Source organism: Nonomuraea sp. NPDC003201, assembly GCF_053590415.1.
Genome location: NZ_JBSFTC010000105.1, coordinates 1 through 22412, shown reverse-complemented (window position 1 = coordinate 22412; position 22412 = coordinate 1). Strand labels below are relative to the sequence as shown.

The following is a 22412-nucleotide window of genomic DNA, read 5'->3' as shown; positions in this document are numbered from 1 at the left end:
CAACGACACCCTCACCTGCTCAGCGGCCCTGGGAGAGCCCCTTACCCAGGCACCGGATCAGGCTGTCGGCGAAGGCGGCTCGTCATGAACGGTGACCCAGTCTGTTGAGAGCGGCCACTCGCGTTCGGGGCGGCGGGGGTGGATGCCGACGACGGCCAGCGGCGGCAGGTCGTCGAGTTCCGACAGCTCCCGCCATTGCTCCTGGGTCACCTCCAGGTACCGCAGTTCCTTCAGCTCGGTCACCGTGGCGATGTCGGCGACGGATGCCGCCGCGATGTCCAGCGCCCACAGGTTCGGCACCGTACGGAGCGGAGCCAGTTCGACGGGCCGCGCGCAGGTGACCGACAGCGAACGCAGCTCCCGGTTTCGGGCCGGCGCCGTCAGGTCGGGCGACTCCACATCGAGCTCCAGATACTCCACCGGAAGGTCGCCAAGCGGGGTCAGATCGGGCGAACCCTTGCTCGACAGCGCCAGTGAACACACGTCGGGCACCGCGGCGAGGAACGCGCAATCCTCCACGTCCACCACCCGGACCTCCTGCACACGTGGACCGGCCTGCATGGCATGCGCGAGGGAGGGCCGCCCGTCGCTGTACGTGGAGTGTCCGCCGGGCAGATCCGGCAGGTCCGCGTCGATCCACAGGCTCTTGTCGTGATGGCGGTAGTCACCGCGTTCCAGCGCTTCGACCAGACAGCGCAGGAACGTGGTCACCGAGTCGGTGACGTACGTCGGTCCGTTCGTGCAGTCGACGCCGACCTTGATGACCTGTCCGGGACGACCGTTCGGCCCGGGATCCAGGTCCACGGCGAGCCAGTTGCCGCCGGTGTCGAACGCGAACCGGATCCAGCCCGGACGCAACGGCGACCTGCGGACGGTATTCGGGGGCTGGGTATCGAACACTGTCCGGCGCCAGGGTTCGTACTGCCATTCCTGCGCGATGTCGAGCCACTCGTCATCCTGTTCGCCGATCTCGGAAAGAGGGAGCCACTCGTGCCGGTCGAACAGCGGGTTGACGAGGTCACCGTCGCCGTCGGCGATGCCGTACAGCGCGCGGAGGTCTGGAGGCAGGACAACGCCGAGCTTCTCCTCCACCGCGGCGAGGTCCTCCTCGCTCGCGGGCTCGGGGAGTTCCTCCTCGGATCCGAGGATCTGCGCCATCAGCCGCCGGTAGTGGTGGAAGAGCCGTACGGCCTCGTCCGGATCACCAGCGGGAATCGCACACTCAGGCCCTTCCTGCTCGTCACCCCGATCAGGCGGAACGAAGTCCTCATCGATCACATAAAGGGACGGCGGCTTCTGCCGGGAGGATTTCGCCATGCCACCGCAACCTAGCACCGCCCTGGCGCAGGTACGTCCCTGTGCATGGGGAGCCGTACGGCGACACTGACTCGCGCCACAGAGGCAATTCAGGAAGGCGCGGTCGCGTGCTGCGGCGGAGGCGTCGTCAGGGGCGTCGGTGATGCGCCCGCGATCGCTTTGCGAAAGCCAGCGTCAGAGGAAGACGCGAGCGATGTCAAGCCACTTCTGCGCGTCATCGCCGACTGCCGTGAGGTCGGTCTGGGCCCGGGACCTGCGGTGGGTGACTCGAAGGCAGAAGTCGAGGGCACTGCCCTGAACCCGTTGCGCGGCATCTTCTGGGCCCCATGCCCAGCTTTGGCCGTCGGGACCGGTCAGCTCGACACGGAACGGCTCTGCCGGAACAGGCGATTGGGCAGCGTAGAACGACAGTTCTCGCCCCACCACTCCCAACGAGGCCACATGCCGGAGCCGACTCGTCGGACGGCGTGAGACACCCAGCGCATCGAAAACGTCCTGCCCGTGAGCCCACGTTTCCATCAGTCGAAGCGGCACCATGAGCGCTGTGGTCAACTGCGAGCCGTACCACGGAAACCCATGGTCCCGGGGAACGTCACGTAGCGCCGCCGCCACCTCGGTTCGACCGGCGCGCCATCGCTCCAGCAGGGCCGATCGCGGTTTGGCCGCTCCCGCGGCGGCGTCGAGATCAGCGTATTGACTGCCCGCGGCCTCCGCCTGCTTCAGCACAGCGTCGAACGCCTCCGGGGTCCGAATAGCGATGAGAACGTTCGCATCAGCTGAAGCAAGATGAGCGATCTGGTGGGCGATCGTCCACCCCGCTGCCGGAGTAGGCTTCGACCAGTCGGCCTGCGCTGAGATCAGGGCGTCAAGCTCATCCCCTTCAGCGACCAAGTCGGGCAGAGCAACGTCGAGCTCAATGCCGGACATATCAAGGCCGTAGTTCAACATCGGTGTCACCTTCACACATTGACGGCAACGGGCTCGTCCCGTTCGGACGGGTAAAGTTGATCTAGCGTGGTCAGGCTATCTGAGGTTGATCAACCCGCAGGTCCTTGGCCATCAGAGCACTCGCCTCACCCCGAGCGAACCGCTCCGCGGCCTGGGGCCGTACCCTTTCGCGAAAACTCCTGGCGTTCGGCGGTCAGCCCGCGTCCCTCCGGTGACCGTAGCGAACAACCAGCCGTCAGTGTGACTTGGCGCTTCGGCCGGGCGAGCGAGTTGATCTCGCCGCCCGAATCGACCGGGGCAATGGCACATGACGTGTCGGGGTGTCGTTGAGGCTCCGCGGCAGGACGGGGCGGCGCTGTGTGGTGCGCACGCTCCCTAGGGCATTCCGGGAGGGACGGGCTGCGCGGTATCGCGCCGCGCCACGAACACGAACTCCCTGCCCGGCCGGTCGGGTGCGTCGCGTACGTCCTCGACGACGAAGCCGTGCTCGTGCAAATCCCGCTCGATCTCCACACGTTCGCGGAAGCGAAGTGTCGATTCCGAGGTCAGTACGTCCCCGTCCGCAGCGAACACGTGCGTACCCCGGAAGCTCACCAGCGGCAGGCTCACGTCCGTCAGCTCGGCCCAGGTCTCGACGTGCCCGACGCCCGGGATGTCCGTCATGCGGTACGTGGTCTCGCGGGTCCACTCCGCCCACTCCTCCCACACGCGCTGCGCCGGATCGCGCGTCTCGAAGACAAGCCGCCCGCCGGGCCGCAGCGCCTCGTACGCGCCGCGCAGCGTCGTGCGCCATGCCTGCGGATCGGCGATCGCCTGGGCGACGTTCCCGGTCATCGTCACCAGGTCGATCTGCATGGGCGGCAGGTCCCCCGCGTCGCCGTCGAGCCAGCGCACCCGCTCCGCACCCGGCTTGCCACGCGCGACGTCGACGGACGCCCGCGCGGGATCGATCCCGGTGACCGTAATCCCGCGCTCGGCGAGCAGCAGCGCGAAGACGCCCGTACCGCACCCGATGTCCAGCACGGACCGCGCGCCGAACTCCTCCGCCATCGCGAGATACGCGTCGAGATCGCTGCGGTCCGGATCGAGTGGGTCGTAGATGGCGGCGAGGCGCGGATGCCCGAAGTTTGCGTCAATCATGGCGGCGAACGTATGTGGCCCCGAGCCCGCGCGGCCACTGCTTTTTCGGGTTACGGCGCCAAGCGGGCGCGGCGAAGTGCGCCGCTGATCCCGGCGCCCCTTCACCAGAGGCATAAGAATCCGCAGTCGGTGTCCACTCGATCCAGGACACCACTGGCGGAATTCACTGTTCGCCGGGTGACATATGCATCTGTTCGCCAGCGAGCTCGTAGCACAAGGTGGACGTCATGGACTAAATCATCGCGGCTAACTCGGTTCTCCTAGACGGCATGCTGGTCCTGACGCCCGGTCCGGTCGAGATAACGGTCGACGGCGGCCGTGACCAGGAGGCGGCAGGGGCGACTATCTCTACCTCCCACCGCACCCCGGGGGCGGCGAAGTTGAAGCCGTGCCAGGCGGCAGCGTGTGGGAGGGCCTGAAGCGCGACGCGGTCGAGGTGAGTCGAACAGCCAGTCCAGGCCGCGAAGTCGCCTGATGTCCGGTAGCCGAGAGCGCTATCAGCGTTACAAGCCGTGAAATCAGTTCGGTGGGCCGGTCGAACCGGCCGTCGACCAGACCAGCGAAAAGAGAACCACGATCATGAAACTGACGACCACCACGCAAGTCTCCGTCGACGGGGTGATGCAGGGAAACGGCCCGTCGAAGGAGGAGCGCATGGCCGGATTCAAGCGCGACGGGTGGGCTCTGGGGCACTTTGACGACCAGGCCGGAACGCTCGTCAACCAGATCTACCAGCGTGCCGACGCGTTCCTGTTCGGCCGGTGGACGTATGAGTTTTTTGCCGGCTACTGGGGGACGATGGAGCTGGGCAGCGGCCCCGTCGCGGATGCCTTGAACACGCGGCCCAAATATGTGGCATCGACCACGCTCACCGAACCGCGATGGGCGGACACGACCGTCCTGTCCGGAGATGTCGCGGCCGCCATCGCAGAGCTGAAGGACAAGCCGGGGGGTGAGCTGCAGGTGCACGGCAGCGGCAGACTGATCCGCTGGCTGCTGGAGAACGACCTTGTCGATGAGATGAATCTGCTCATCGTCCCGGTGGTCGTCGGGCAGGGCACGCGGCTGTTCTCCGACTCCGGCCCGGACATCGCGCTCGACCTGGTCGACTCGCGCGCTTTCCCGAAGGGCATAACGCTCCAGGTCTACCGGCCCACCGGACGCCCGCAGTATGCAACGTGACGACCTGGACCCCCTATGGTTACGGCGAGCCGCCACTCCCGACGAGCTCTTACGGATGGCTTGTGCGTTTCGCTCGCGCGCGTGGGCTGCGGCGCGCGACCAACTCCCGCCTGGTGGGCCGCAGAAGTCGTGGCGGGACACCACGAGTTCAACCTCAGCGGCTAGCACGTTTGTAAGGACAGGACGCGGGCTGCGCCCTCGACGTTGATCTCGCCGGCGATGGAGAGGGCCAGGTGGGTGAAGGTGGGGGCCCGCCTGGTCAGCGCTTCGAGGGGGTCGCCGTCCGTCTCGTGTTCCTGGATCTGCAGGCTCTTGATCTTCAGGCTCTCCAGCTGGGGCAGGATGGGGGACCCGGCGAGCGCTTCGAGGGTGCCGAGGTCGCCGTCGGCGAGCACCGCGCCGCGCAGCCGCAGCTCGGTCAGCGAGGTCAGCGCGTCGCCGTCGATCTCGTCGAACAGCAGTCCGCCCTCGGCGGTCAGCTCCCGGAGCGCCGGCAGCGCGTCCCACAGGCCGTTGCGCGAGTCGTCCGTGAAGCCCTCGTGCAGCCGGCTCAGCGGGTCGATCGCAGCGCCGGTCGAGGTGGTGCTGTGCTCGTACAGATAGGTGAAGTCGTGGCCGAAGTACAGGCTGGTCAGCCGCTCGCGGCGCTGTGTGGCGAGCGCCCGCGCGGCACGGCGCGCGGAGTGGTGGAAGTCGGTGAGGTGTAACTCCAACCGGCGCAGGTCGGCCGCCGCCGGGTCGGTGAGCAGCGCCTCGATCAGCGCGGCCTCCCACTGCTCCGGGTCGGTCGCGTCCGCGCCGAGCCGCTCCACCAGCGCGCGGCGGCCGGAGGTGGTGTGCGGCGCCAGCCGGAACACGGCCTCGTCGAGCCGGCCGCCGGACCAGGTCGCCGCCCGACCGCTCGGTTCGCAGGTACATCAGCCCCTCCTCACCCCCGGTGCAGAAGAAGCTCAGGTGGGCGAACAGCTCGGGCAGCGCGCCGAGCAGGATCTCAAAGGCGCCGGTCAGCTGTGCTTTCCACGGGCCCGAAACGTTGGCAGAAGCGGAGTTCATGCCGGGACCGCCCCATTGATCAGCGTGGGCGGCTGAGGGCGGCCTCGGCCAGATCCGTCCACGTCTCGGCCGAGGAGTGGGGCACGACCACCCAGTCCTTCATGGCCCTGCCCTGCCCCGAGGGGTCGAACAGGGACGCGCCGGCCAGCTGGAGCGCGGCTGCGTGTTCGGGGGTGTCCCTGACCAGCCGGAACACCATCGCGCCGTCGCGCTGGAGGCTCGCGAACACCTTCCCCGCCTGATCTTTGAGCGCGGGACTCCCCATCATCCTGGAGATCCGTACACCCAGGTCGGCCAGCTCGGCGCCGACCTGCTTGAAATCCTCTTCCGCGCTCATCGTCAGTCAGTCAGTCCCCAACTCCATGGCGGTGTGGTCGAGCAACTCGGCCCCCCCCTTCCGGCAGAACGGCGATCAGGCTAGCCGTGCCGGCGTCAGCGATCAAGGCCGGATCCGGAGTGCCGACCGGGTGTGACGCGAAGAGGAACGCCGAGGAACGCGGAGGAACGCGATGGAACGCCGGACCTGTAGGGAGTCAGGTCGGTGGACCGGGGGTGGCTCCCGGCGATCCCCGGTGTGACCGCTGTCCGCGGTGTCCGCCGCCGTCTGACGCGCTCATCGGAACCAGTCATCGGAGGGTGTCCATGCTGTTGTATCGTCCGTTCGACCAGCCTGGTGGTCACCAGGCCGTCCCTTCGACGATCAAGATACTCGGCCCGCTCGACGTCCGGCATGGAGGTCGCCCCCTCGTGCTGCCCCCGCGGCGCCGGAGCCTGCTGGCGCTGCTGGCGTTCAGCCCGGGCAGGGTCGTGACCGCCGAGCAGCTGGTGGACGGGTTGTGGGGCGAGGAGGCCCCGCCCACGGCCTTACGCACGCTGCACGCACACATCGCCAAGCTGGGCGCGGACCTGTCCCGGCATCGCGGCGAGCGGCCCATCCGGCGGCAGGCCCCCGGCTACCTGCTGCGCGCGGACGCGGTGGACGTCGATGGGGAACGGTTCGAGGAGTCGGTGACGACGGGGTTGCGGTTCTCGGCGCAGGGGCGGTTCGCCGAAGCGTCGCGGAGTCTGCGCGCGGGCCTGGCGCTGTGGCGCGGGAACGTCGTGTCGGACTGCCAGGTGCACGGTTGGGCTCTGGCCGAGATCGGCTACCTGGAGGGGCTTCGGCTCCAGGCGTACGAGGGGGAGTTCGCCGCGAGCCTGGCCGCGGGCGTCACGGACACGGCGGTCGGCCGTCTGGAGCTGCTGGTGGGCGAGCATCCGCTGCGTGAGCGGCTGTGGGAGCTGCTCATCGTGGCCTTGCGCACGGCCGGCCGTCCCGGTGACGCGCTCGGCGCCTACCACCGGGCTCGCCGCACCTTGATCGACGAGCTCGGCATCGAGCCAGGGGAGGGGCTGCGACACGTCGAGGCGGGCGTGCTGCGAGGCGTCACCGACCCCCGGACGCTGCTCCGCCTGTCGTCAGGCCCGCCGGTGGCGATCACCGACTGCGCATGAGGCCGGTCTCCACGGCGAGGAAGGCGAGCGCGTCGGCGCCGACGGCCACCCCCTTGCCGCGGGACCGGGGTCGGTGGCCGAGGCCGCCGGCGACGTGGAAGAGGACCGTGCCCGGTCCGGTGGCGGCGTGCTGCAGGGCGGCGGCCATCTTGCGCGCGTGCATGTGATCGACCCGCGTGTCGTGCTCGAACACCACGAACATGCACGACGGGTACGCCTCGCCCGGGACGACGTGATGGTAGGGCGAGTACGCCATCAGCCAGTCGAGCTCGGCGGGCACGTCCACGCTGCCGTACTCGAAGCGCCAGGCCGGGCCCATCCCGAAGCGCTCGTAACGCGCCATGTCGGCCAGCGGCGCGATGCAGACGGCGGCGCGGTACAGCTCACGGCGCTGGGTCACGGCGACCGCCGCCAGCAGGCCGGCGTTGCTGGCCCCGATCACGCCGAGCCGGTCACCGCTCGTCCAGCCCCGGCCGATCAGCCACTCGGCCGCCGCGTGGAAGTCGTCGAACGCGTTCTGCCTGTGTCCCCGCATGCCGGCACGGTGCCAGGCCGCTCCTTGCTCGCCCCCGCCCCGCACGCACGCGACGGCGAACACACCGCCGGCTTCCACCCAGGCCAGGGCGCTCGGCTCGAAGGACGGCGTCACGGCCGCGCCGAAGCCGCCGTAGGCGGTGAGCAGCGCCGGCCGGACACGATCCGGGCCGGACGCGCAGCTCGCCGGCGCCATCACGAAGATCCGGACCTCGGTGCCGTCCGCCGAGACATAGCTTTCCCGCCGCGTGGTGATCGTCGCCTGGGACGTCGTACGCCGGTCGGCGCCGGTTCGCGCCGCAGGTCCGGCGTACCGCAGGACGGTGGGCGCCGTCGTGTAGTCGGTGTAGGTGAACCAGGCGGTGGCGGGTGTGCCGGGCCGTACGGAGACCTCGCGCACCGTCCCGGCTCCCGGCAGCGCGACGCGGTCCAGGCACCGGCTGGACCGGCCGTCCCAGATCGTGACCTCCGACGCGGCGTCGCGCGTGCGGACCACGAACAGCCGGGGCGCGTCCGTCCCGTCGTCCTCCAGCAGGGAGAATCCGGAGATCGCCGCGTCAGGGTCCTCCGGCACCACGTCCCGCCAGGACCGGCCGTCCCACTTCGCGGCCGTCGTTCCCAGGTTGCGGGCGGCCATGGCGCGGATGCGGCCCCGCGGTGCCGCGCCGGTGGTGTGCAGGTAGATCTCGCCGGATCGGCTCACCCGTGCGAAGCCGAGCGCCCCCGGGGCGAGCGGGATCGGCAGGAACCGCGGTTCGTCCGGCGGTGAGACGGTCAGGTCCGCGAGGTGCAGCGTGTTCCACGGGGCCGTGCCTGCCCTGGCGGACACCACGAGCCAGCGCCCGTGGTACAGCGCGACCCGATGGCTCGTCCTGGCGTCGCCGTCCAGGCCGAAGACCGGTGTGTCCTTCCGGGCGTCGCGGCCCACCCGATGCAGCCACACGCTCCGTACGGCGCTCGGAGACTCGTCGGGACCGCGCCTGACGTAGAAGAACGCGGACTCGTCGAACAGCCACGCGACGGTGGGGTACCGGACGCCGCCGATCGGCCCGTCGACGATCTCACCGGAGACGAGGTCGGCGACGAGCAGTACCCCCTGCTCGGTGCCGTCGCGCGACACCTGGCAGGCCAGCAGGCGGCCGGTCGGGGAGAGGGACCAGGAGTCGAGCGTGGCGCCGGCGCTCCCCGGCCCGCGGAGGCGTGCCGGATCGAGCACGACGCGCTCGCCGTCGGCGTCCCTGCAGTACAGCGCGGCGTGTTCCTGTCCGGGGCGGCGGCTGAGGAAGTACGCCCGGGTTCCGCGCCAGACCGGTGCGGAGTCCGTCCCCGGTGTCATCAGCCGGTCGAGCCGCTCGGCGAAGAACGGCCGGGGCCTGGACGACCTGAGATACTCCTCCGTCAGCTCGTGCTGCGCCCGCAGCCAGCGCCGGCTTTCCGCGCCGTCACCCTCCAGCCAGCGGTACGGGTCCGGGATCACCCGTCCGTGCACGACGTCGGAGTCCTCGCCCCGGCGGGCCGGCGGGTAGGCCCGCGCGCTCATGCGGGCCTTTCGGCGTCGCCGCCCTCGGCGACCGGCACGGCGGCCGGCGCCGCCGCGGGAGCGTGGTCCGGCGTGCGCTCGTCGCCCGCCCGCATGACCCGCAACACCGGAAGCAGGAGCAGCATGCTGACGGCCGACACACCGCAGGCGACCCACAAGGTGGGGACGATCCCGGCCTGCTGCCCCAGAGCCCCGCCGACGAGCGCCCCCGCGAAGGCGCCGGCCGCGGTGAGCAGTTGCACGCTGACCGACAGCCGCCCCAGGACCTCTTCGGGAATCCGGATCGTGACGAAGCCGAGCAGCCCGACGTTCGCGATCGCGCCGAACAGGTACGGGAGCCCGATGCCCAGACCCGCCGTGATCGCCGCCACGAGCACGGGCCCGCCCGCCAGCGGAAGCGCCACGGTGCCGATCGCGCCGCCGATCAGGCCCACCATCGTGAGCCGTTCGGTGTTCAGCCGCCGCGAGAGCAGTTCGCTGAGGAACGTCCCCGTCACGCCGGCGACGCCGAGGAGCACGAACAGCAGGCCGTACCACTGCGCCGGGACGTGCAGGACCTTCAACACGTACGGCGCGATCAGCGCGAGGGTCATCCCCATGACGAGCTGCTGGCCCACGAGGAAGGGGACGAGCGCGCGCAGGAAGGGCTGCCCCCACAGTGACCTGAACCCGGCGCCGAGCTCGTGGGCGAAGGAGCGTTCCTGGCGCGCCTGCTGGGCCGGTCGCTCCGGTGTCCTGATCAGTGCGGTGGTGCCCGCGCTGATCAGGCGCGAGACCGTGTCCACCACGAAGGGGACGACGGGGCCGAGCGCCGCCGCCGGGCCGGCCAGCGCCCTGCCGAGCGTCCCGCCGACGTACTCGCCGCGATTGAGCCGGGCTCGTGCCTTGACGATGTCGCCGGTGCCCACGATGGTCTTGAGGTAGACCAGGTACAGGGTCTCCACCATCACGCCGACCGTGCCGATCACGAACACCAGCGCGCCCAGGGCCCAGATGCTGAGCCTGCCGGTGAGCATCGACACGATGGTCAGGCCGAGGGCCGCGGCGACGGTGAGGTCGCACGCGATGAGCACCCTCCGCCGGGAGCGCAGCCGGTCGACCAGGCTGCTGATGAACAACCCGAGGAGCGGTAGGGGAAGGCTGCCCGCCGCGACCAGGAAACCCGTCTCCGCGGGTGAGGCGCCAAGATGTTGCACCGCCACCAGGGGGACCGCGATCACCGTGAACACCGAGCCGAAAGCCGAGGCGACCTGGCCGCCCTGGAAGAGCCGGAAATCTCGTGTCATGTCATTCTCCGAAGTTTCAGGCCGGCCGGCGAGTGTGGGCGGCAGACCGGTGTGAACGCTGGGAACGCGGGACCGGGAAGCAAGACGGCCGGCATCCGCTGGTCTCGGTGCCGGCCGCTCACGTTCGGCGCAGGCGTCAGATCGGACGCCCCGCGTTCATCCGCCTCGATGGCGGCATCAGTTGGTGTTGTTGCAGTTGAACAGGCTCAGCGTGCTCCAGGGAGCATCCTCCGCAAGCTCGACGTCAAGCTCCTGAAGGGCCAGAACTTCCGACATGGGTCACACACCTCCTTCCTTCTCTCGACACCTTCTCCGGCCGGCGGTCGCCGGTCGGAAGCTCAGGGTGGGGCAGGTCAGTCCAGCAGCAAGAAATGGCCGGCTGGGCGGTTCAGCACCCGGTGCAGGGCCAGCAGGACGCCCGCCCCGCCGCTCCAGAGCTCCGCGCTGAAGCGCAGCGAGCCCTCGCCGAGGAAACGCACGCCTCGCCGGCCGCCGACGGCGTACTTGACGAGGCCGGTGGCGACGTCGAGCGCGGCGTCCGCCGAGCGCGGATCGTCCATGAGCTCCGCGTGGTCCGCCAGCGCGAACGCCAGGCCCGCCAGGCCGCAGTACAGCCCGGGGAAGGCGCAGCAGTTCTTGCGGACGTCGCTGAGGACGCGTGGCAACGCCGTCGTGATCCGGGCGTCGCCGACGTCGTCCGGGCTCGCCGCGTACCGGCTCAACGCCAGCGCGACCCCCGCCGAGCCGCTGAACAGGTAGGGCAGGCCGCGATGGGTCTGGTCGCTGTCGCTGAAGGAGAGCGCGCCGTCCGGGAGTTCGATCGCCAGGTCGAGCTCCTCGTGCAGCAGGCGCCTGCCGGCGTGCGCGTAGCGGTCGTTCCCGGTCGCCGCGCTCAGCCGGTGCAGGAAGAGGGCGATGCCCGCCCGGCCGTGCAGCAGCCCGCGGGCGTTGCCCGGCCCCAGGGTGGGACGCAGGTCGCCGGCGCGGACGATGGCCTCGCCCGCCGTCACCGCCAGGTCCAGGAAGCGCGCCTGGTCGGTGCCGCGGTGCATGCGCAGGGCGGCCATGCCGACGCCGGCCCGCCCCTCGCCGAGGGTCGTCGTTCTCTCCAGGATCGGGTGGCGGGCAGCGCGCGCGAGCACGTCACCGGCCTCGTCGAGCAGGCCGAGGTCGGCGAGGACCCAGGCGACGCCGGCCGTCCCGGTGTGCAGGCCCGGCGGAAGGTCGCCCGCGTGGTCCACCGCCCGGGTGCGAAGGCGCTCGGCCATCCCGGCCGGGATCGCGGAGCCCGTGACGTGCAGGGCGTGCAGGATGCCGGCCAGGCCGTAGGCGACGCAGAGCAGATTCGTCTCGAATCCCCGTGGCACGGTGGGGAAGTTCCGGTCGAGCTGTTCGGTGTCGATCATGTCCGTGAGCCCCAGCCGGACCTCGTCGGCGAACCGGGCGAGACTCTCGCGTGGCCGTTCGTCGAGCTCTCCGGGAGCGGGCAGCGAGCCGGTCCGCGCCGTGTCCAGCTCGTCGTGGAAGCGTGTCGCACGCCGCCACAACGCGGCGGGGACGGGGGCGTGCTTGCCGACGTCCCTGCGCAGCCAGCGCAGGTTGCCGGGGCTGCGCTGGACCACCGCGTGCATCGGCATGACCAGGAGCAGCGCGATGGCGGAAAGCCCGTATTCGTCCCAGGCGAACGGGCCGGACAGGGGGAAGCCGGCCGGTGGCGCGTAGCCGTCCGCCCCCATGGGGATGAGGGGGGCGTCGCGGTGGGTGCACGACTCGAAGTCGACCAGCCTGACGCCGTCTGGGGTCACCATCACGTTGCGCGGGTTGAGGTCGCCGAAGCGGAACCCGGCTCCGTGGAGCCGGGCGAGCGCCTGGTCCAGCTCGGCGAGCACCCTCTCGCATTCGCCGTAGTAGGCGTCGAAGTCGGCCGATGTCCTGCCGGCCTGGATCAGCGGCGAGTGCAGCGCCGCCCACGTGTGCAGCGGTGTTCCGGCGACGAACTCCGTCACCAGGAACTCGTGCTCCCACTCCTGGAAGTAGTCGAGCGGCTGCGGGCAGGCGTCCGGCGCGGCCTGGTGCACCTCGGTGAGCACGCGGTGCTCCCGGCGCAGCCGTTCGACGGCCGTGCTGCGATCCCAGTACAGGCCGTTGTGCGCGCGTGCCTCCTTGATGAACACGGTGCGGCCCGTCCGGGTGTCCTTGGCCTCGTAGGCGCCACCGGCGTTGCTGGGCTGGAGGACCTGCACGATCTCGTAGCCGTGGATCACCGGCGGGCCGTTGCGCGCCGGCCCGGCCGGCTTCGCGAAGGGGTCGCCGATGCCTGGGGGCAGCGTGAAGGAGACGCCTCGGGAATCGGTCACGTCGCGGCCGTAGCCGTCGCGTACCAGGCTCTCCCTGCCGCCGTCCGCCCGCAGCCCGCCGCGCGCCTCGAACGCGCCGTAGCGGTAGTACACCGTGCGCGAGTCGCGGAAACGGCGGTCGGACAGGACGTAGGGTCCCTCCTCCCCGGCGAGTTCGCCGGCCAGCCGTTCCATCAGGCGCAGGGCGCTCCGCTCGTCGGGGTACAGGGCGCAGAACTTGCCCGCCTGCGGCCTCGGCCCGTGCTTGTGGTGCATGAACAGGAAGAACACCTCGGCCGACAGGTGCTTGAAGGCCACCCGCTCCGCGTGGCAGGCGCGGGCGACCGCGTCCAGTACGAGGTCGGCGCGTTCGAGGCGGGTGGAGACGTGCACCTTCCACCCCTGGGCCGGCGTGACCACGTCGGGATGGGTCCACCTGGTCCACACGTCATGCGTGGCGGAGGTCCAGCCGTCGGAGACGAACCTGGGGGCGAAACGCCTCCCCGGGTCCCGCAGCCAGGACAGCGGCGCGTAGAACTCAGGATCCGCCTGCGCGTAACTGTGGAAGCCGAGCATTGGCATGTCCCCGTTTCACTGACCCGACCGGTACGTCGCTGGGTTCTTTGGTATCCGGGGGGTGTTGCCGGGCCGTTGCCACGCAGGTGGAGGCGGTTGGGGACACGGGAAGGGGCCCAAGGGCCGCTGCCGGCCGCGCGGGAAACCGCCATGAGCCGCAGAGGCCGGAACGGCCTCAGCCGTGATGGTCGACGAGGCGGGTGAGCAGGTCGATCAGGTTCTGCCGGTCGGCCGGGGGCAGCGGGGAGAGGAACTCGTCCTGGGCGGCGGCGAGCAGCCGGTCGAGGTGGGTGAGTTGGCTCCGGCCTGCCGCGGTGATGGTGATGATGTTGCGCCGGCGGTCGTCCGGGTCGGGTGCGCGCTCGAGGAGTCGCCGTTCTGCGAGGTCGTTGACGGTCGCCACCATGTCGCTGCGGTCGATGCCGGTACGGCGGCCGAGGGCGGCCTGGCTGGCCGGGCCGTACTCCTCCAGCGCGGCGAGCAGGGCGTAGTGGTAGCGCCGAAGGCCGGCCTGGCCGAGCGCCTGGTCCACGATCCGGTTGGCGGTCTGCGCCGCATGGTTGGTCAACCGGCTCGGCAGCGTACGCAGCCGCTGTGGCGGCGGCCCCTCTGGCGTGTCCACGGGGACAATCTAGCAAATTGTTGGCCGCACCCACGATTAGGTGTACTGTTGGCCACGCCAACGTTGGTTCAACCAACATTCTCGTCGCGCAGCCGGCCTTCGAGAAGGCGCATAACTGACATGCTGGAAAGGTGGATAACTGACATGACGACGACGAATTCCGCAGTGGTGAGCCTGGGCGCGTCGATCCGGGGGCGCACGCTTTACCCCGGCGACGAGGGCTTTGCAGAGGCCTGCTCCGGCTGGTTGCTGACGGTCGAGCACCGGCCCGCGGCGGTCGTGGTCGCCGCCGACGCCGATGACGTGGCCGCCGCCGTCCGGTTCGCGGCGGAGGCGGGACGCCCGGTCGCGGTGCAGTCGACCGGGCACGGCAAGTCGGTGCCCGCGGATGGAGCCGTGTTCATCGCCACGGGGGAGCTGCGCGAGCTGTCGGTGGACCCGCGTGCCGGCACCGCGAGGATCGGAGCCGGGCTGCGGTGGGGTGAGGTGCTCACCGCGGCGGCCGAGCACGGTCTCGCGCCGCTGTGCGGCTCCTCCGGCCAGGTCGGGGTGATGGGCTATCTGACCGGCGGCGGGCTCCCGCTGGCCGGCCGTACGTACGGCTTCGCCGCCGACTACGTCCGCTCGCTCGACATCGTCACCGCCGACGGCCTGCTCCGCACCGTCTCGCCGGCCCAGGAGCCCGACCTGTTCTGGGCGGTACGGGGTGGCAAGAGCAACTTCGGCGTCGTGGTCGCGGCCGAGATCGAGCTGCTGCCGCTGCGTACCGTCTACGGTGGTGAGCTCTACTACCCGGTCGAGGACCGCAGGCACGCCGCCCACGTTCTCGGCTCCTACCTGGCCTGGGTCAAGGACCAGCCGGAGGAGATGTCGTCCTCTGTGACGTTGGTGCGCTTCCCCGACGTGCCGCAGTTGCCCGAGGAGTTCCGTGGCCGTTCGTTCGTGCAGGTCCGGGTGGTCTACATGGGGGACGAGGAGCAGGGTGCGCGGCTGGTGGAGCCGTTGCGCGCGCTCGGCCCGGAGAAGGACACCTGCGGCGCCAGGCCGTACACGCAGATCACCGAGATCTACCAGGACCCCAAGAACCCGGTCATGGCGCACCTGCGCAGCGCTTTGTTGCACGAACTGGACGACGAGGCCGTGGAGGAGCTGGTCTCGTTCATCGATCCGTCGAAGCCCGGGGGCCCGTTCCCCGGCATCGAGCTACGTCACCTGGGCGGGGCGCTGAACCGGCCGCCCGGCCGCCCGCACGCGGTCAGCACCCAGGGTGCGGCCTTCCACCTGTGGCTGCGGATGCCGGCTCCGGCCGAGCAGGCCGACGCGGTGCGCAAGACCGCCGACGAGGCGCTGGAGCGGCTGCGGCGGTGGGAAACCGGCGCCGTGCTTCCGGGGTTCCTGTTCGACCACGACTCGGCTCCCGAGCGGGTCAGGCGGGCCTACGCCGAAGCGGACTACCGGCGGCTGGCCGCGCTGAAGGCGACGTACGACCCGGACCAGCTTTTCCGGATCAACCACAACATCCCGCCGGCGCGCCCCTCGACGGACTGATCGGCCGTACATCGATCACGAGGTCGGCGCCGCGCTGAGCGGCGTCGCGATGGCCTCCAGGCCCTTGCGCTCGGCCTTGACCCCGAACAGCAGCTCGACCAGCCCCGCCACGATCATCACGATGCCGCCGATGGAGAACGCGAGCGCCGTGTCCCCGGGCACCCCGGTCTCGACGAGGGAGGCGAAGACCAGCGGGCCGGCGATGCCGCCGGCGGCGGTGCCGATCGCGAAGAAGAACGCGATGGCCAGGGCCCTGGTCTCCATCGGGAAGATCTCGCTGACGGTCAGGTACGCCGAACTGGCCCCTGCCGAGGCCACGAAGAGCACCACGGACCAGCACGCGGTCAGCGTGACGGCGTTCAGCAGGCCCTGGTCGAACAGCCAGGCCGTGCCCAGCAGGAGCAGCCCGGACCCGATGTACGTGGCCGAGATCATCGGGATCCTGCCCACGGTGTCGAAGAGGCGGCCGAGCAGGAGCGGGCCGAGGAAGTTCCCGACCGCGATGACGGCGAAGTAGTAGCCGGCATTCGTGTCGATCTTGAAGAAGGTGGCCAGGATCTGCGCGTACCCGAAGGTGATCGCGTTGTAGAGGAACGCCTGGCCGATGAAGAGGGACAGGCCGAGGATCGTACGTTGGGGATAGAGCGCCACCATCGTGTGGGCGATCCGGACGAAACCGATGGACTTGCGCTGGTGCACGGTCACCGACTCCTTCGGCTCCGGCAGGTCGGCGCCGATCTGCCGCTCGATGCCGCCGACGATCTCCTCGGCCTCCTTCTCCTTGCCGTGGATGAACAGCCAGCGCGGGCTCTCCGGTACGTGCCGCCGTACCAGCAGGATCGCCAGGCCCAGCACCACCCCCAGGCCGAACGCGACGCGCCAGCCGATGTTCACCGGCAGGCCGCTCAGCAGCGGCACGGTCAGCAACGCGCCGCCGGCGGCGCCGAGCCAGTAGCTGCCGTTGATGATGATGTCGATGCGCCCCCTGTGGTGGCTCGGGATGAGCTCGTCGATGGCGGAGTTGATGGCCGCGTACTCGCCGCCGATCCCGAACCCCGTCATGAACCTGAACAGGAAGAACCACCAGGCGTGGAAGGAGAACGCGGTCATCAGGGTCGCCGCCAGGTAGACGACCAGCGTGATGAGGAAGAGCTTCTTCCTGCCGAACCTGTCGGTCAGCCAGCCGAAGAACAGCGCACCCGAGCAGGCGCCCGCGACGTAAAGCGCCGCGGCCAGGCCCGCGACCTGGGCCTGGGTGATCTCCAGGCCGCTGCCCGGCTTGGCGAGCTGCCCTGAGAGGTTGCCTACGATGGTGACCTCGAGCCCGTCGAGTATCCAGACGGTGCCGAGCCCTATGACGATCATCCAGTGCCAGCGGGACCAGGGGAGCCGATCAAGGCGCGCGGGCACTTTGGTGGTTATGGTGCCGGTCTCCACGTCGCTCATAAGCTTTTGTGGCTACCCGCGTTCTTGCCAGGTAGGCTTCCCGGCCGATCATGTGGCTAGGCGTCCTGGTATTTGTCCCGGATCTCGGGGAGTTGCCGGAATCCGGCTGACCGGTAGGTGGCGACGGCGCCGACATTGGAGCTCGGGGTGCAGACGATCGCGCTCGACGAACCCAGCTCCTGGAGCGCGGCCGCCGCGGCGACGGTGATCGCCCTGCCGTAGCCGTGACCGCGATGTTCCCGGTGCACGCCCATCGGCTCGAGCAACCCGGGCTTGCCCGGACCGGCCGACCACACCGTCACCGCCGCCACCGCGTCGCCCCGGTCGCCGTACGCGACCAGACACCGGCCGTCGGCGTACGGCGATCCGGCCGCCATCGCATGCCAGCGCTCGTCCGTGAACGTCGAACCGTCGAACGATGCCCGCTGCACGGCGGCCCGCACGTGCGCCTGCTCCGGCCCGATCACCTCGATCCGCACCCCTGGATCCTTCACCGGCTCCGTGAGGTCGCGGCGCAGCGGCGTCCACGGCTCGTCGACCTTCCAGCCGTTCTCGGACAGCAGATCCTGGACCAGCGCGCTCATGGGCGCTTCGACGTTCGCCTTCCCCTCGATCAGCACGCCGCGCTCCGGCTCGGTCACGTCCTCGACCAGCCGCTGCGCCAGTTCCTCGTCCCGCTGGGCGTCCGGCGCGATCGTCAGCCGCAACAGGTCGGGCTGGTCCAGCAGCCCGATGGCGAGAATCCGTCCGTCCCGGCTCCACGTACGGACCGCCGCGGCCGTCGCCTCCGCACCGAACCGCCAGAACCAGCCCAGATCCCCCGGATGCAGTTGCATCGGCGCCCCTTCGTACTGCCACTCCCGCAGCACGCCCGCAACCTCGCTCAGCCCGCCGACTCCCGGCTCACCCAACACCATCGCCATGACCCCGATCACACTCCACCGCACCGGCACTCCGCACCCGGTTTTCGGCCGGCCGGCGCGAGGCCTCAGCTTCGTGGTCGCGGGTCAGATGGCGGTGGAAACTGCTGGGAAAATTGTCGTGTCCCAGGGCGACGGGCCGTGTGACGGAGAGCGAGATCTACCATGAAGTACCTGCTGCTGAAGCACTATCGAGGTGGCCCGGCCCCCGCTGTCGACCGGGCGCCGATGGACCAGTGGACGCCGGAGGAGGTCGACGCGCACGTGCAGTACATGCGCGACTTCGCCGCCCGCCTGGAGGAGACGGGGGAGTACGTCGACAGCCAGGCGCTGGCGCCCGGGGGCGCGTTCGTGCGGTACGACGGCGAGGGGCGCCCGCCGGTGACCGATGGGCCGTTCGCCGAGACCAAGGACCTCATCGCCGGCTGGATGATCATCGATGTGGAGTCTTGGGACCGCGCGGTCGAGCTGGCCGGGGAGCTGTCCGCCGCTCCCGGGGCCGGCGGCGAGCCGATCCACGAGTGGCTCGAGGTTCGACCGTTCCTCACCGAGTCGCCCACGGTGACCGAGTGAACGAGTCGCTGCTGCGGGAGCTCGTGCCCGCGGTGATCGGCATCCTCGTCCGACGCGGAGCCGACTTCGCGTCGGCCGAGGATGCCGTGCAGGAGGCCCTGATCCGGGCGCTGGAAACCTGGCCCGGCGATCCGCCCGGCGAGCCGAAGGCATGGCTCGTCGCGGTCGCATGGCGCAAGTTCCTCGACGCCGCCCGGGCCGAGGCGTCGCGGCGGGGGCGGGAGCTCGCCGTGGAGGTCGAGCCGCCCGCCGGCCCGGCGCCCGCCACGGACGACACGCTGCGGCTCTACTTCCTGTGCGCGCACCCCACCCTGCCGCCGAGCTCGGCCGTCGCCTTGACGCTGCGCGCGGTAGGCGGCCTGACCACGCGGCAGATCGCGACGGCGTACCTCGTTCCCGAGGCGACCATGGCGCAGCGGATCAGCCGGGCCAAGCGGCGGATCGCGGGGCTGCCGCTCGACCAGCCCGGCGATCTCGGGACGCTGCTGCGCGTGCTCTACCTCGTCTTCAACGAGGGCTACGGCGGAGACGTCGACCTGGCGGCCGAGGCGATCCGCCTCACCCGCCAGCTCGTCGTCTTGACCGACGAGCCCGAGGTGGCGGGGCTGCTCGCGCTCATGCTGCTGCACCATGCGCGCCGCGCGTCCCGTACCGGCCCGGGTGGACGTCTGGTGCCGCTCGGCGAGCAGGACCGATCGCGCTGGGACACCGGCCTGATCGCCGAGGGGGTGACGATCCTGCAGACCGCGCTGGCCCGCGACCGGCTGGGCGAATACCAGGCACAGGCCGCGATCGCCGCCCTGCACGCGGACGCCCGGAGCGCCGCCGAGACGGACTGGGTGCAGATCGTGGAGTGGTACGACGAGCTGCTGCTCCTCACCGGCAGCCCGGTGGTGCGGCTCAACCGCGCGGTGGCAGTAGGGGAGGCCGACGGACCGCAGGCCGGGCTGGCGGCGCTGGCTGACGTACACCCCGACCTGCCCCGTTACGCCGCGGTGACGGCATACCTGCACGAACGCACCGGCGACCTCGAGCACGCCGCCGACCTGTATGCGGAGGCCTCCCGCGCCGCCACCAGCGTGCCGGAGCGCGACCACCTCACTCGGGAGGCCGCCCGGGTGCGGCAACTGCTGCGTCCGTGAGTACACCATCACGTTGGAGTTCGCCTTTGCTCGCGGAGGGCAGGGCCGAGGCCGAGCATGGCACCACTCAGTGGCGGCGGTGCCATCCGTGGCCGGCGACGGCGAACGATGAGAGGGATTCGAGGCCCTCGTGCCGTTCTACGCGGCGGCGTCGCGCGAGGGAAGGCGGTCGTGGGCGGGGTGAGCTGACCCGCGCCTGCGCGGTTCGCGGGCCCGGTGGGCCAGGATGGCTCGCATGCCTACCGTGCCCGAAGATCACGTTGAGCCCGCGCAGCCGTCCCGAGTCAACGACTATGACGGTTTCGCCGAGGCGTACACGGCCGAGAACGAGGCTGGCACCATGAACGCCTATTACGAGCGGCCCGCCGTCCTGGCCCTCGCCGGGGAGGTGTCCGGCCGGCGCATCCTCGACGCCGGCTGCGGCTCGGGCCCGCTGTTCGAGGCGCTGCGCGACCGGGGCGCCGTCGTGCCCGGCATCGACAGCAGCACCGGGATGCTGGAGCCGGCCCGGCGGCGGCTCGGTGACGGCGCGGACCTGCGGGTGGCCGACCTGCGTGACCCGCTGCCGTACCCCGACGACTACCGCCTCCTCGCCCGTACCCCGAGCTTCCTGTTCTTCGTCCTGAATGCCGACTGAGGCCCCCGCGTCACCTGCCCTCAACCGATCACGGGAGGTGTTGCGCGCGGGCGTCCCAGAACGTACAAGCCCTGCGGGTCGGCGGCGCACAGCGTGCTCGCGTCCGCGAGCCAGGCGAGGCTGGTGATCCGTTCGGCGGTCTGGAAGGTGACCTCGTCGGATCCGTTCCACAGCTTGATGGTGCCGTCCTGCCCGCCGGTGGCCAGCCAGGCGCCGTCGGGAGAGAACGTTACTGCGCCTACCCGGCCCCGGTGCGGCTCCGGGCAGGAGTGCTCGTGACCGTCCGGATCCCAGATGCGCACGACGCCGTCCGGGTCTCGGTGGCCAGCCGGTTGCCGTCCGGTGAGACCGCGAGCTTGATCGGCTCCCAATGAGGACTGCCGCCGAAGCTGCTGCGCTGCTCGCCCGCGCAGTCCCACACAGAAACCCGGCGGCCAGCCAGGTTCCGTCCGGCGAGATGATCAGCGCGTTGACTCGCAGGATAGGGGAGTAGCGGAGGTCGAAGCGGAACGTGCCGTCGGCGTCCCAGGTCTGGACCCGATTGTCGGCCGCTGTGGCGAACCAGGTTCCGTCCGGGGCGATGGCCAGGGCGAGACTCCACTCTTTCCCATCGCCGAGCGTCAATTCGCGGCGCAGATCGCCCCCGCGACTCCACAGCCGGACCTCGCCGAGGCCACCGCCGGTGGCAGGCGACGACCCGTCCGGAGCGATGGCCAGGGCCGACGAACCGTCCGACCCGCTCAGCCGGGCGCGCGGCTCGCCGTGAGCGTTCCACAGCCGGACGTCCTCGTAGCCGACCGCGGTGGCGAACCAGGGCAAGGCCGTCACCAAGGCCGGTGCGAGCGTCCTGCGGCGCGCCATGGATCACCTCGCGCTCACGTTAACGCCTTGCTGCCGCCCAGGTCATCCAGGTGTTTTCCACCGAAGCAGGGCCGCGATGATCGCCGGCCCCCTGACCCCCACACCGCACCACCCTGCACGCTGCACCTGCCGACCGGGACCAGGCTGACTCCCCGGCGTGTACCCCGCAACCTTGGCATCGGCACCGCCGCATGGGTCGCTCAGCTGGAGGGGAACTGGTAGTGCGACACCACGACCTGGCCGTCGAGGACGTGTGAGTCGACGAGCCGCAGCTTGAGGCGCTGCTCCGGCGCGGCGAACAGCTTCCGGCCGCCGCCGAGCACCACCGGGTGCACCGCGACGTGGTACTCGTCGATGAGACCCAGCTCGGTCAGCGCCGCCGCCAACGCGGAGCCGCCGGTGAGGAGCAGGTCCCCGCCATCCGGCCGGGCTTTGAGAGCGGTGACCTCCTCGGCCAGGTTGCCGGTGATGACGCGGCTGGTCCACTCGTCACCCGGGTACGTACGCGAGAAGACGATCTTCGGCGTGGCACGCCAGAACGGCGCGAAAGCGGCGACATGCGGATCGTCCAACAGCGACTCGGCGTTCGGCCAGAACCCCACCATCATCTCCCACACCGGACGCCCGAACAGCAGCGTGTCGACCCTCTTGTCCAGACCTTCGGAGTACGCCGACAGCTCCGGCCCCATCACCGGCCAGTCGAACTCCCCGTCGGGTCCGTCGATGAACCCGTCCACCGACGCGTGCACCCAGTAGATGATCTTGCCCATGAGTTGCCTCCTCTTGTCTGTGCGGTCATAGGTAGGTCGGAGCCGGCCGCTGTTTTTCGACATGCGATGGCGAGCAGGCCCGGCATGCCAAGGCGACGCGAGCACCCTTCCGCGTCGCTGTCGCTGCCTGCGACTCTGGCCTGCCGCGACAGGCTGGGACATCCGTGCAGACCCCCTGACCGCCACGGAAGAAACACGGATCCGCCACGGAGCCCGTCCGTACACCTTGACGTCGGCGCCTACCGCCGACCACTACTCCGCTCTGGTGAACACCGCGGCATTGACCTGGGCGTTCAGCTTGATCGCTCGGTGTTCTGGTGGGGGATCCCCAAACGGAACACCGCCACGATCACACGGTCATCAGCCTGCGGCCCCTCGTCCTTGCCGCCGTCTTGAGCCGGACCGCCGTGGCCCGCGCCGCCGTCCTGAGCGGGGCCGCCGTGGCCCGCGCCGCCGTCCTGAGCCGGGCCGCCGTGGCCCGCGCCGC

Annotated in this window: 19 protein-coding genes and 2 pseudogenes; 6 read left to right on the top strand and 15 right to left on the bottom strand. The window is 70.5% G+C overall.

Going from position 1 to position 22412, the window contains the following annotated elements; translation table 11 throughout:
- Positions 1 to 57: 57 nt before the first annotated feature.
- The 3 genes from ACWDX9_RS30735 to ACWDX9_RS30725 all read right to left on the bottom strand — a co-directional run bounded on the left by ACWDX9_RS30735 (position 58) and on the right by ACWDX9_RS30725 (position 3405).
- A complete protein-coding gene (locus tag ACWDX9_RS30735; RefSeq protein ID WP_449959941.1) occupies positions 58 to 1158 on the bottom strand; it encodes an SMI1/KNR4 family protein in 1101 nt (366 codons plus the stop codon).
- 333 nt (positions 1159 to 1491) lie between these two features.
- Positions 1492 to 2265, bottom strand: coding sequence for a TIGR03084 family metal-binding protein (locus ACWDX9_RS30730; protein ID WP_449959921.1), 774 nt, complete (start codon positions 2263 to 2265; stop codon positions 1492 to 1494).
- Positions 2266 to 2640: 375 nt separating this feature from the next.
- Entirely contained in the window at positions 2641 to 3405 is a 765-nt protein-coding gene (locus ACWDX9_RS30725; protein WP_449959919.1) for a class I SAM-dependent methyltransferase, read from the bottom strand.
- 579 nt (positions 3406 to 3984) lie between these two features.
- On the opposite strand from ACWDX9_RS30725, the gene ACWDX9_RS30720 reads away from it, so the two are divergent.
- The gene (locus ACWDX9_RS30720; RefSeq protein WP_449959917.1) at positions 3985 to 4587 is read left to right on the top strand and encodes a dihydrofolate reductase family protein; all 603 of its coding nucleotides are present in this window, start codon (positions 3985 to 3987) and stop codon (positions 4585 to 4587) included.
- Between the two features lie 161 nt (positions 4588 to 4748).
- Here ACWDX9_RS30720 and ACWDX9_RS30715 read toward each other — a convergent pair whose 3' ends face one another.
- Positions 4749 to 5444 (bottom strand): hypothetical protein, encoded by a 696-nt coding sequence (locus ACWDX9_RS30715; protein ID WP_449959915.1) that lies wholly within the window; start codon positions 5442 to 5444, stop codon positions 4749 to 4751.
- Positions 5445 to 5659: 215 nt separating this feature from the next.
- Entirely contained in the window at positions 5660 to 5977 is a 318-nt protein-coding gene (locus tag ACWDX9_RS30710) for a hypothetical protein (protein WP_397367913.1), read from the bottom strand.
- Between the two features lie 305 nt (positions 5978 to 6282).
- Here ACWDX9_RS30710 and ACWDX9_RS30705 point away from each other — a divergent pair, with 305 nt between their 5' ends.
- Entirely contained in the window at positions 6283 to 7134 is an 852-nt protein-coding gene (locus ACWDX9_RS30705; RefSeq protein ID WP_449959913.1) for an AfsR/SARP family transcriptional regulator, read from the top strand.
- Here the strand turns inward: ACWDX9_RS30705 and ACWDX9_RS30700 are convergent.
- The 5 genes from ACWDX9_RS30700 to ACWDX9_RS30680 form a co-directional block, all read right to left on the bottom strand.
- The gene (locus ACWDX9_RS30700) at positions 7118 to 9208 is read right to left on the bottom strand and encodes a prolyl oligopeptidase family serine peptidase (protein ID WP_449959911.1); all 2091 of its coding nucleotides are present in this window, start codon (positions 9206 to 9208) and stop codon (positions 7118 to 7120) included. The genes ACWDX9_RS30705 and ACWDX9_RS30700 overlap by 17 nt on opposite strands.
- On the bottom strand, positions 9205 to 10494 hold the full coding sequence (locus tag ACWDX9_RS30695) for an MFS transporter (protein WP_449959909.1): 1290 nt from the start codon (positions 10492 to 10494) through the stop codon (positions 9205 to 9207). The genes ACWDX9_RS30700 and ACWDX9_RS30695 overlap by 4 nt, the downstream gene beginning before the upstream one ends.
- Before the next feature lie 177 nt (positions 10495 to 10671).
- The gene (locus tag ACWDX9_RS30690; protein ID WP_350730711.1) at positions 10672 to 10770 is read right to left on the bottom strand and encodes a class III lanthipeptide; all 99 of its coding nucleotides are present in this window, start codon (positions 10768 to 10770) and stop codon (positions 10672 to 10674) included.
- A gap of 77 nt (positions 10771 to 10847) precedes the next feature.
- Positions 10848 to 13412 (bottom strand): class III lanthionine synthetase LanKC, encoded by a 2565-nt coding sequence (gene lanKC, locus ACWDX9_RS30685; RefSeq protein WP_449959907.1) that lies wholly within the window; start codon positions 13410 to 13412, stop codon positions 10848 to 10850.
- 169 nt (positions 13413 to 13581) lie between these two features.
- Entirely contained in the window at positions 13582 to 14028 is a 447-nt protein-coding gene (locus ACWDX9_RS30680) for a MarR family winged helix-turn-helix transcriptional regulator (RefSeq protein WP_449959905.1), read from the bottom strand.
- A 144-nt stretch (positions 14029 to 14172) separates the two neighbouring features.
- On the opposite strand from ACWDX9_RS30680, the gene ACWDX9_RS30675 reads away from it, so the two are divergent.
- Positions 14173 to 15576, top strand: a complete 1404-nt coding sequence (locus ACWDX9_RS30675; protein ID WP_449959903.1) for an FAD-binding oxidoreductase — start codon at positions 14173 to 14175, stop codon at positions 15574 to 15576.
- Between the two features lie 15 nt (positions 15577 to 15591).
- Here the strand turns inward: ACWDX9_RS30675 and ACWDX9_RS30670 are convergent, their stop codons facing one another.
- Together ACWDX9_RS30670 and ACWDX9_RS30665 are read right to left on the bottom strand one after the other, a co-directional pair.
- A complete protein-coding gene (locus ACWDX9_RS30670; protein ID WP_449959901.1) occupies positions 15592 to 16986 on the bottom strand; it encodes an MFS transporter in 1395 nt (464 codons plus the stop codon).
- A 92-nt stretch (positions 16987 to 17078) separates the two neighbouring features.
- Positions 17079 to 17945: a GNAT family N-acetyltransferase gene (locus tag ACWDX9_RS30665; RefSeq protein WP_449959899.1), complete on the bottom strand. Its 867-nt coding sequence runs from the start codon at positions 17943 to 17945 to the stop codon at positions 17079 to 17081.
- A gap of 162 nt (positions 17946 to 18107) precedes the next feature.
- Here ACWDX9_RS30665 and ACWDX9_RS30660 point away from each other — a divergent pair, with 162 nt between their 5' ends.
- The 3 genes and pseudogenes from ACWDX9_RS30660 to ACWDX9_RS30650 all read left to right on the top strand — a co-directional run.
- The gene (locus tag ACWDX9_RS30660; protein WP_449959897.1) at positions 18108 to 18515 is read left to right on the top strand and encodes a YciI family protein; all 408 of its coding nucleotides are present in this window, start codon (positions 18108 to 18110) and stop codon (positions 18513 to 18515) included.
- A complete protein-coding gene (locus ACWDX9_RS30655; protein ID WP_449959895.1) occupies positions 18512 to 19657 on the top strand; it encodes an RNA polymerase sigma factor in 1146 nt (381 codons plus the stop codon). The genes ACWDX9_RS30660 and ACWDX9_RS30655 overlap by 4 nt, the downstream gene beginning before the upstream one ends.
- A gap of 226 nt (positions 19658 to 19883) precedes the next feature.
- A pseudogene (locus ACWDX9_RS30650) lies at positions 19884 to 20234 on the top strand (methyltransferase domain-containing protein); the annotation flags it as partial.
- An 80-nt stretch (positions 20235 to 20314) separates the two neighbouring features.
- Here ACWDX9_RS30650 and ACWDX9_RS30645 read toward each other — a convergent pair.
- From ACWDX9_RS30645 to ACWDX9_RS30635, 3 genes and pseudogenes are all read right to left on the bottom strand, one after another.
- Entirely contained in the window at positions 20315 to 20596 is a 282-nt protein-coding gene (locus tag ACWDX9_RS30645; RefSeq protein ID WP_449959893.1) for a WD40 repeat domain-containing protein, read from the bottom strand.
- A 226-nt stretch (positions 20597 to 20822) separates the two neighbouring features.
- Positions 20823 to 21155, bottom strand: a pseudogene (locus tag ACWDX9_RS30640) (WD40 repeat domain-containing protein); the annotation flags it as partial.
- Between the two features lie 200 nt (positions 21156 to 21355).
- Positions 21356 to 21925, bottom strand: a complete 570-nt coding sequence (locus ACWDX9_RS30635) for a dihydrofolate reductase family protein (protein WP_449959891.1) — start codon at positions 21923 to 21925, stop codon at positions 21356 to 21358.
- Between the last annotated feature and the right edge of the window lie 487 nt (positions 21926 to 22412).

Excerpts from the sequence above, each read along its gene's own strand:
- lanKC (WP_449959907.1), bottom strand. The coding sequence starts at position 13,412 with ATGCCAATGCTCGGCTTCCACAGTTACGCGCAGGCGGATCCTGAGTTC.
- ACWDX9_RS30665 (WP_449959899.1), bottom strand. The coding sequence starts at position 17,945 with ATGGCGATGGTGTTGGGTGAGCCGGGAGTCGGCGGGCTGAGCGAGGTT.
- ACWDX9_RS30705 (WP_449959913.1), top strand. The coding sequence starts at position 6,283 with ATGCTGTTGTATCGTCCGTTCGACCAGCCTGGTGGTCACCAGGCCGTC.
- ACWDX9_RS30730 (WP_449959921.1), bottom strand. The coding sequence starts at position 2,265 with ATGTTGAACTACGGCCTTGATATGTCCGGCATTGAGCTCGACGTTGCT.
- ACWDX9_RS30690 (WP_350730711.1), bottom strand. The coding sequence starts at position 10,770 with ATGTCGGAAGTTCTGGCCCTTCAGGAGCTTGACGTCGAGCTTGCGGAG.
- ACWDX9_RS30675 (WP_449959903.1), top strand. The coding sequence starts at position 14,173 with ATGACGACGACGAATTCCGCAGTGGTGAGCCTGGGCGCGTCGATCCGG.
- ACWDX9_RS30695 (WP_449959909.1), bottom strand. The coding sequence starts at position 10,494 with ATGACACGAGATTTCCGGCTCTTCCAGGGCGGCCAGGTCGCCTCGGCT.
- ACWDX9_RS30725 (WP_449959919.1), bottom strand. The coding sequence starts at position 3,405 with ATGATTGACGCAAACTTCGGGCATCCGCGCCTCGCCGCCATCTACGAC.
- ACWDX9_RS30735 (WP_449959941.1), bottom strand. The coding sequence starts at position 1,158 with ATGGCGCAGATCCTCGGATCCGAGGAGGAACTCCCCGAGCCCGCGAGC.
- ACWDX9_RS30660 (WP_449959897.1), top strand. The coding sequence starts at position 18,108 with ATGAAGTACCTGCTGCTGAAGCACTATCGAGGTGGCCCGGCCCCCGCT.
- ACWDX9_RS30700 (WP_449959911.1), bottom strand. The coding sequence starts at position 9,208 with ATGAGCGCGCGGGCCTACCCGCCGGCCCGCCGGGGCGAGGACTCCGAC.
- ACWDX9_RS30635 (WP_449959891.1), bottom strand. The coding sequence starts at position 21,925 with ATGGGCAAGATCATCTACTGGGTGCACGCGTCGGTGGACGGGTTCATC.
- ACWDX9_RS30720 (WP_449959917.1), top strand. The coding sequence starts at position 3,985 with ATGAAACTGACGACCACCACGCAAGTCTCCGTCGACGGGGTGATGCAG.
- ACWDX9_RS30710 (WP_397367913.1), bottom strand. The coding sequence starts at position 5,977 with ATGAGCGCGGAAGAGGATTTCAAGCAGGTCGGCGCCGAGCTGGCCGAC.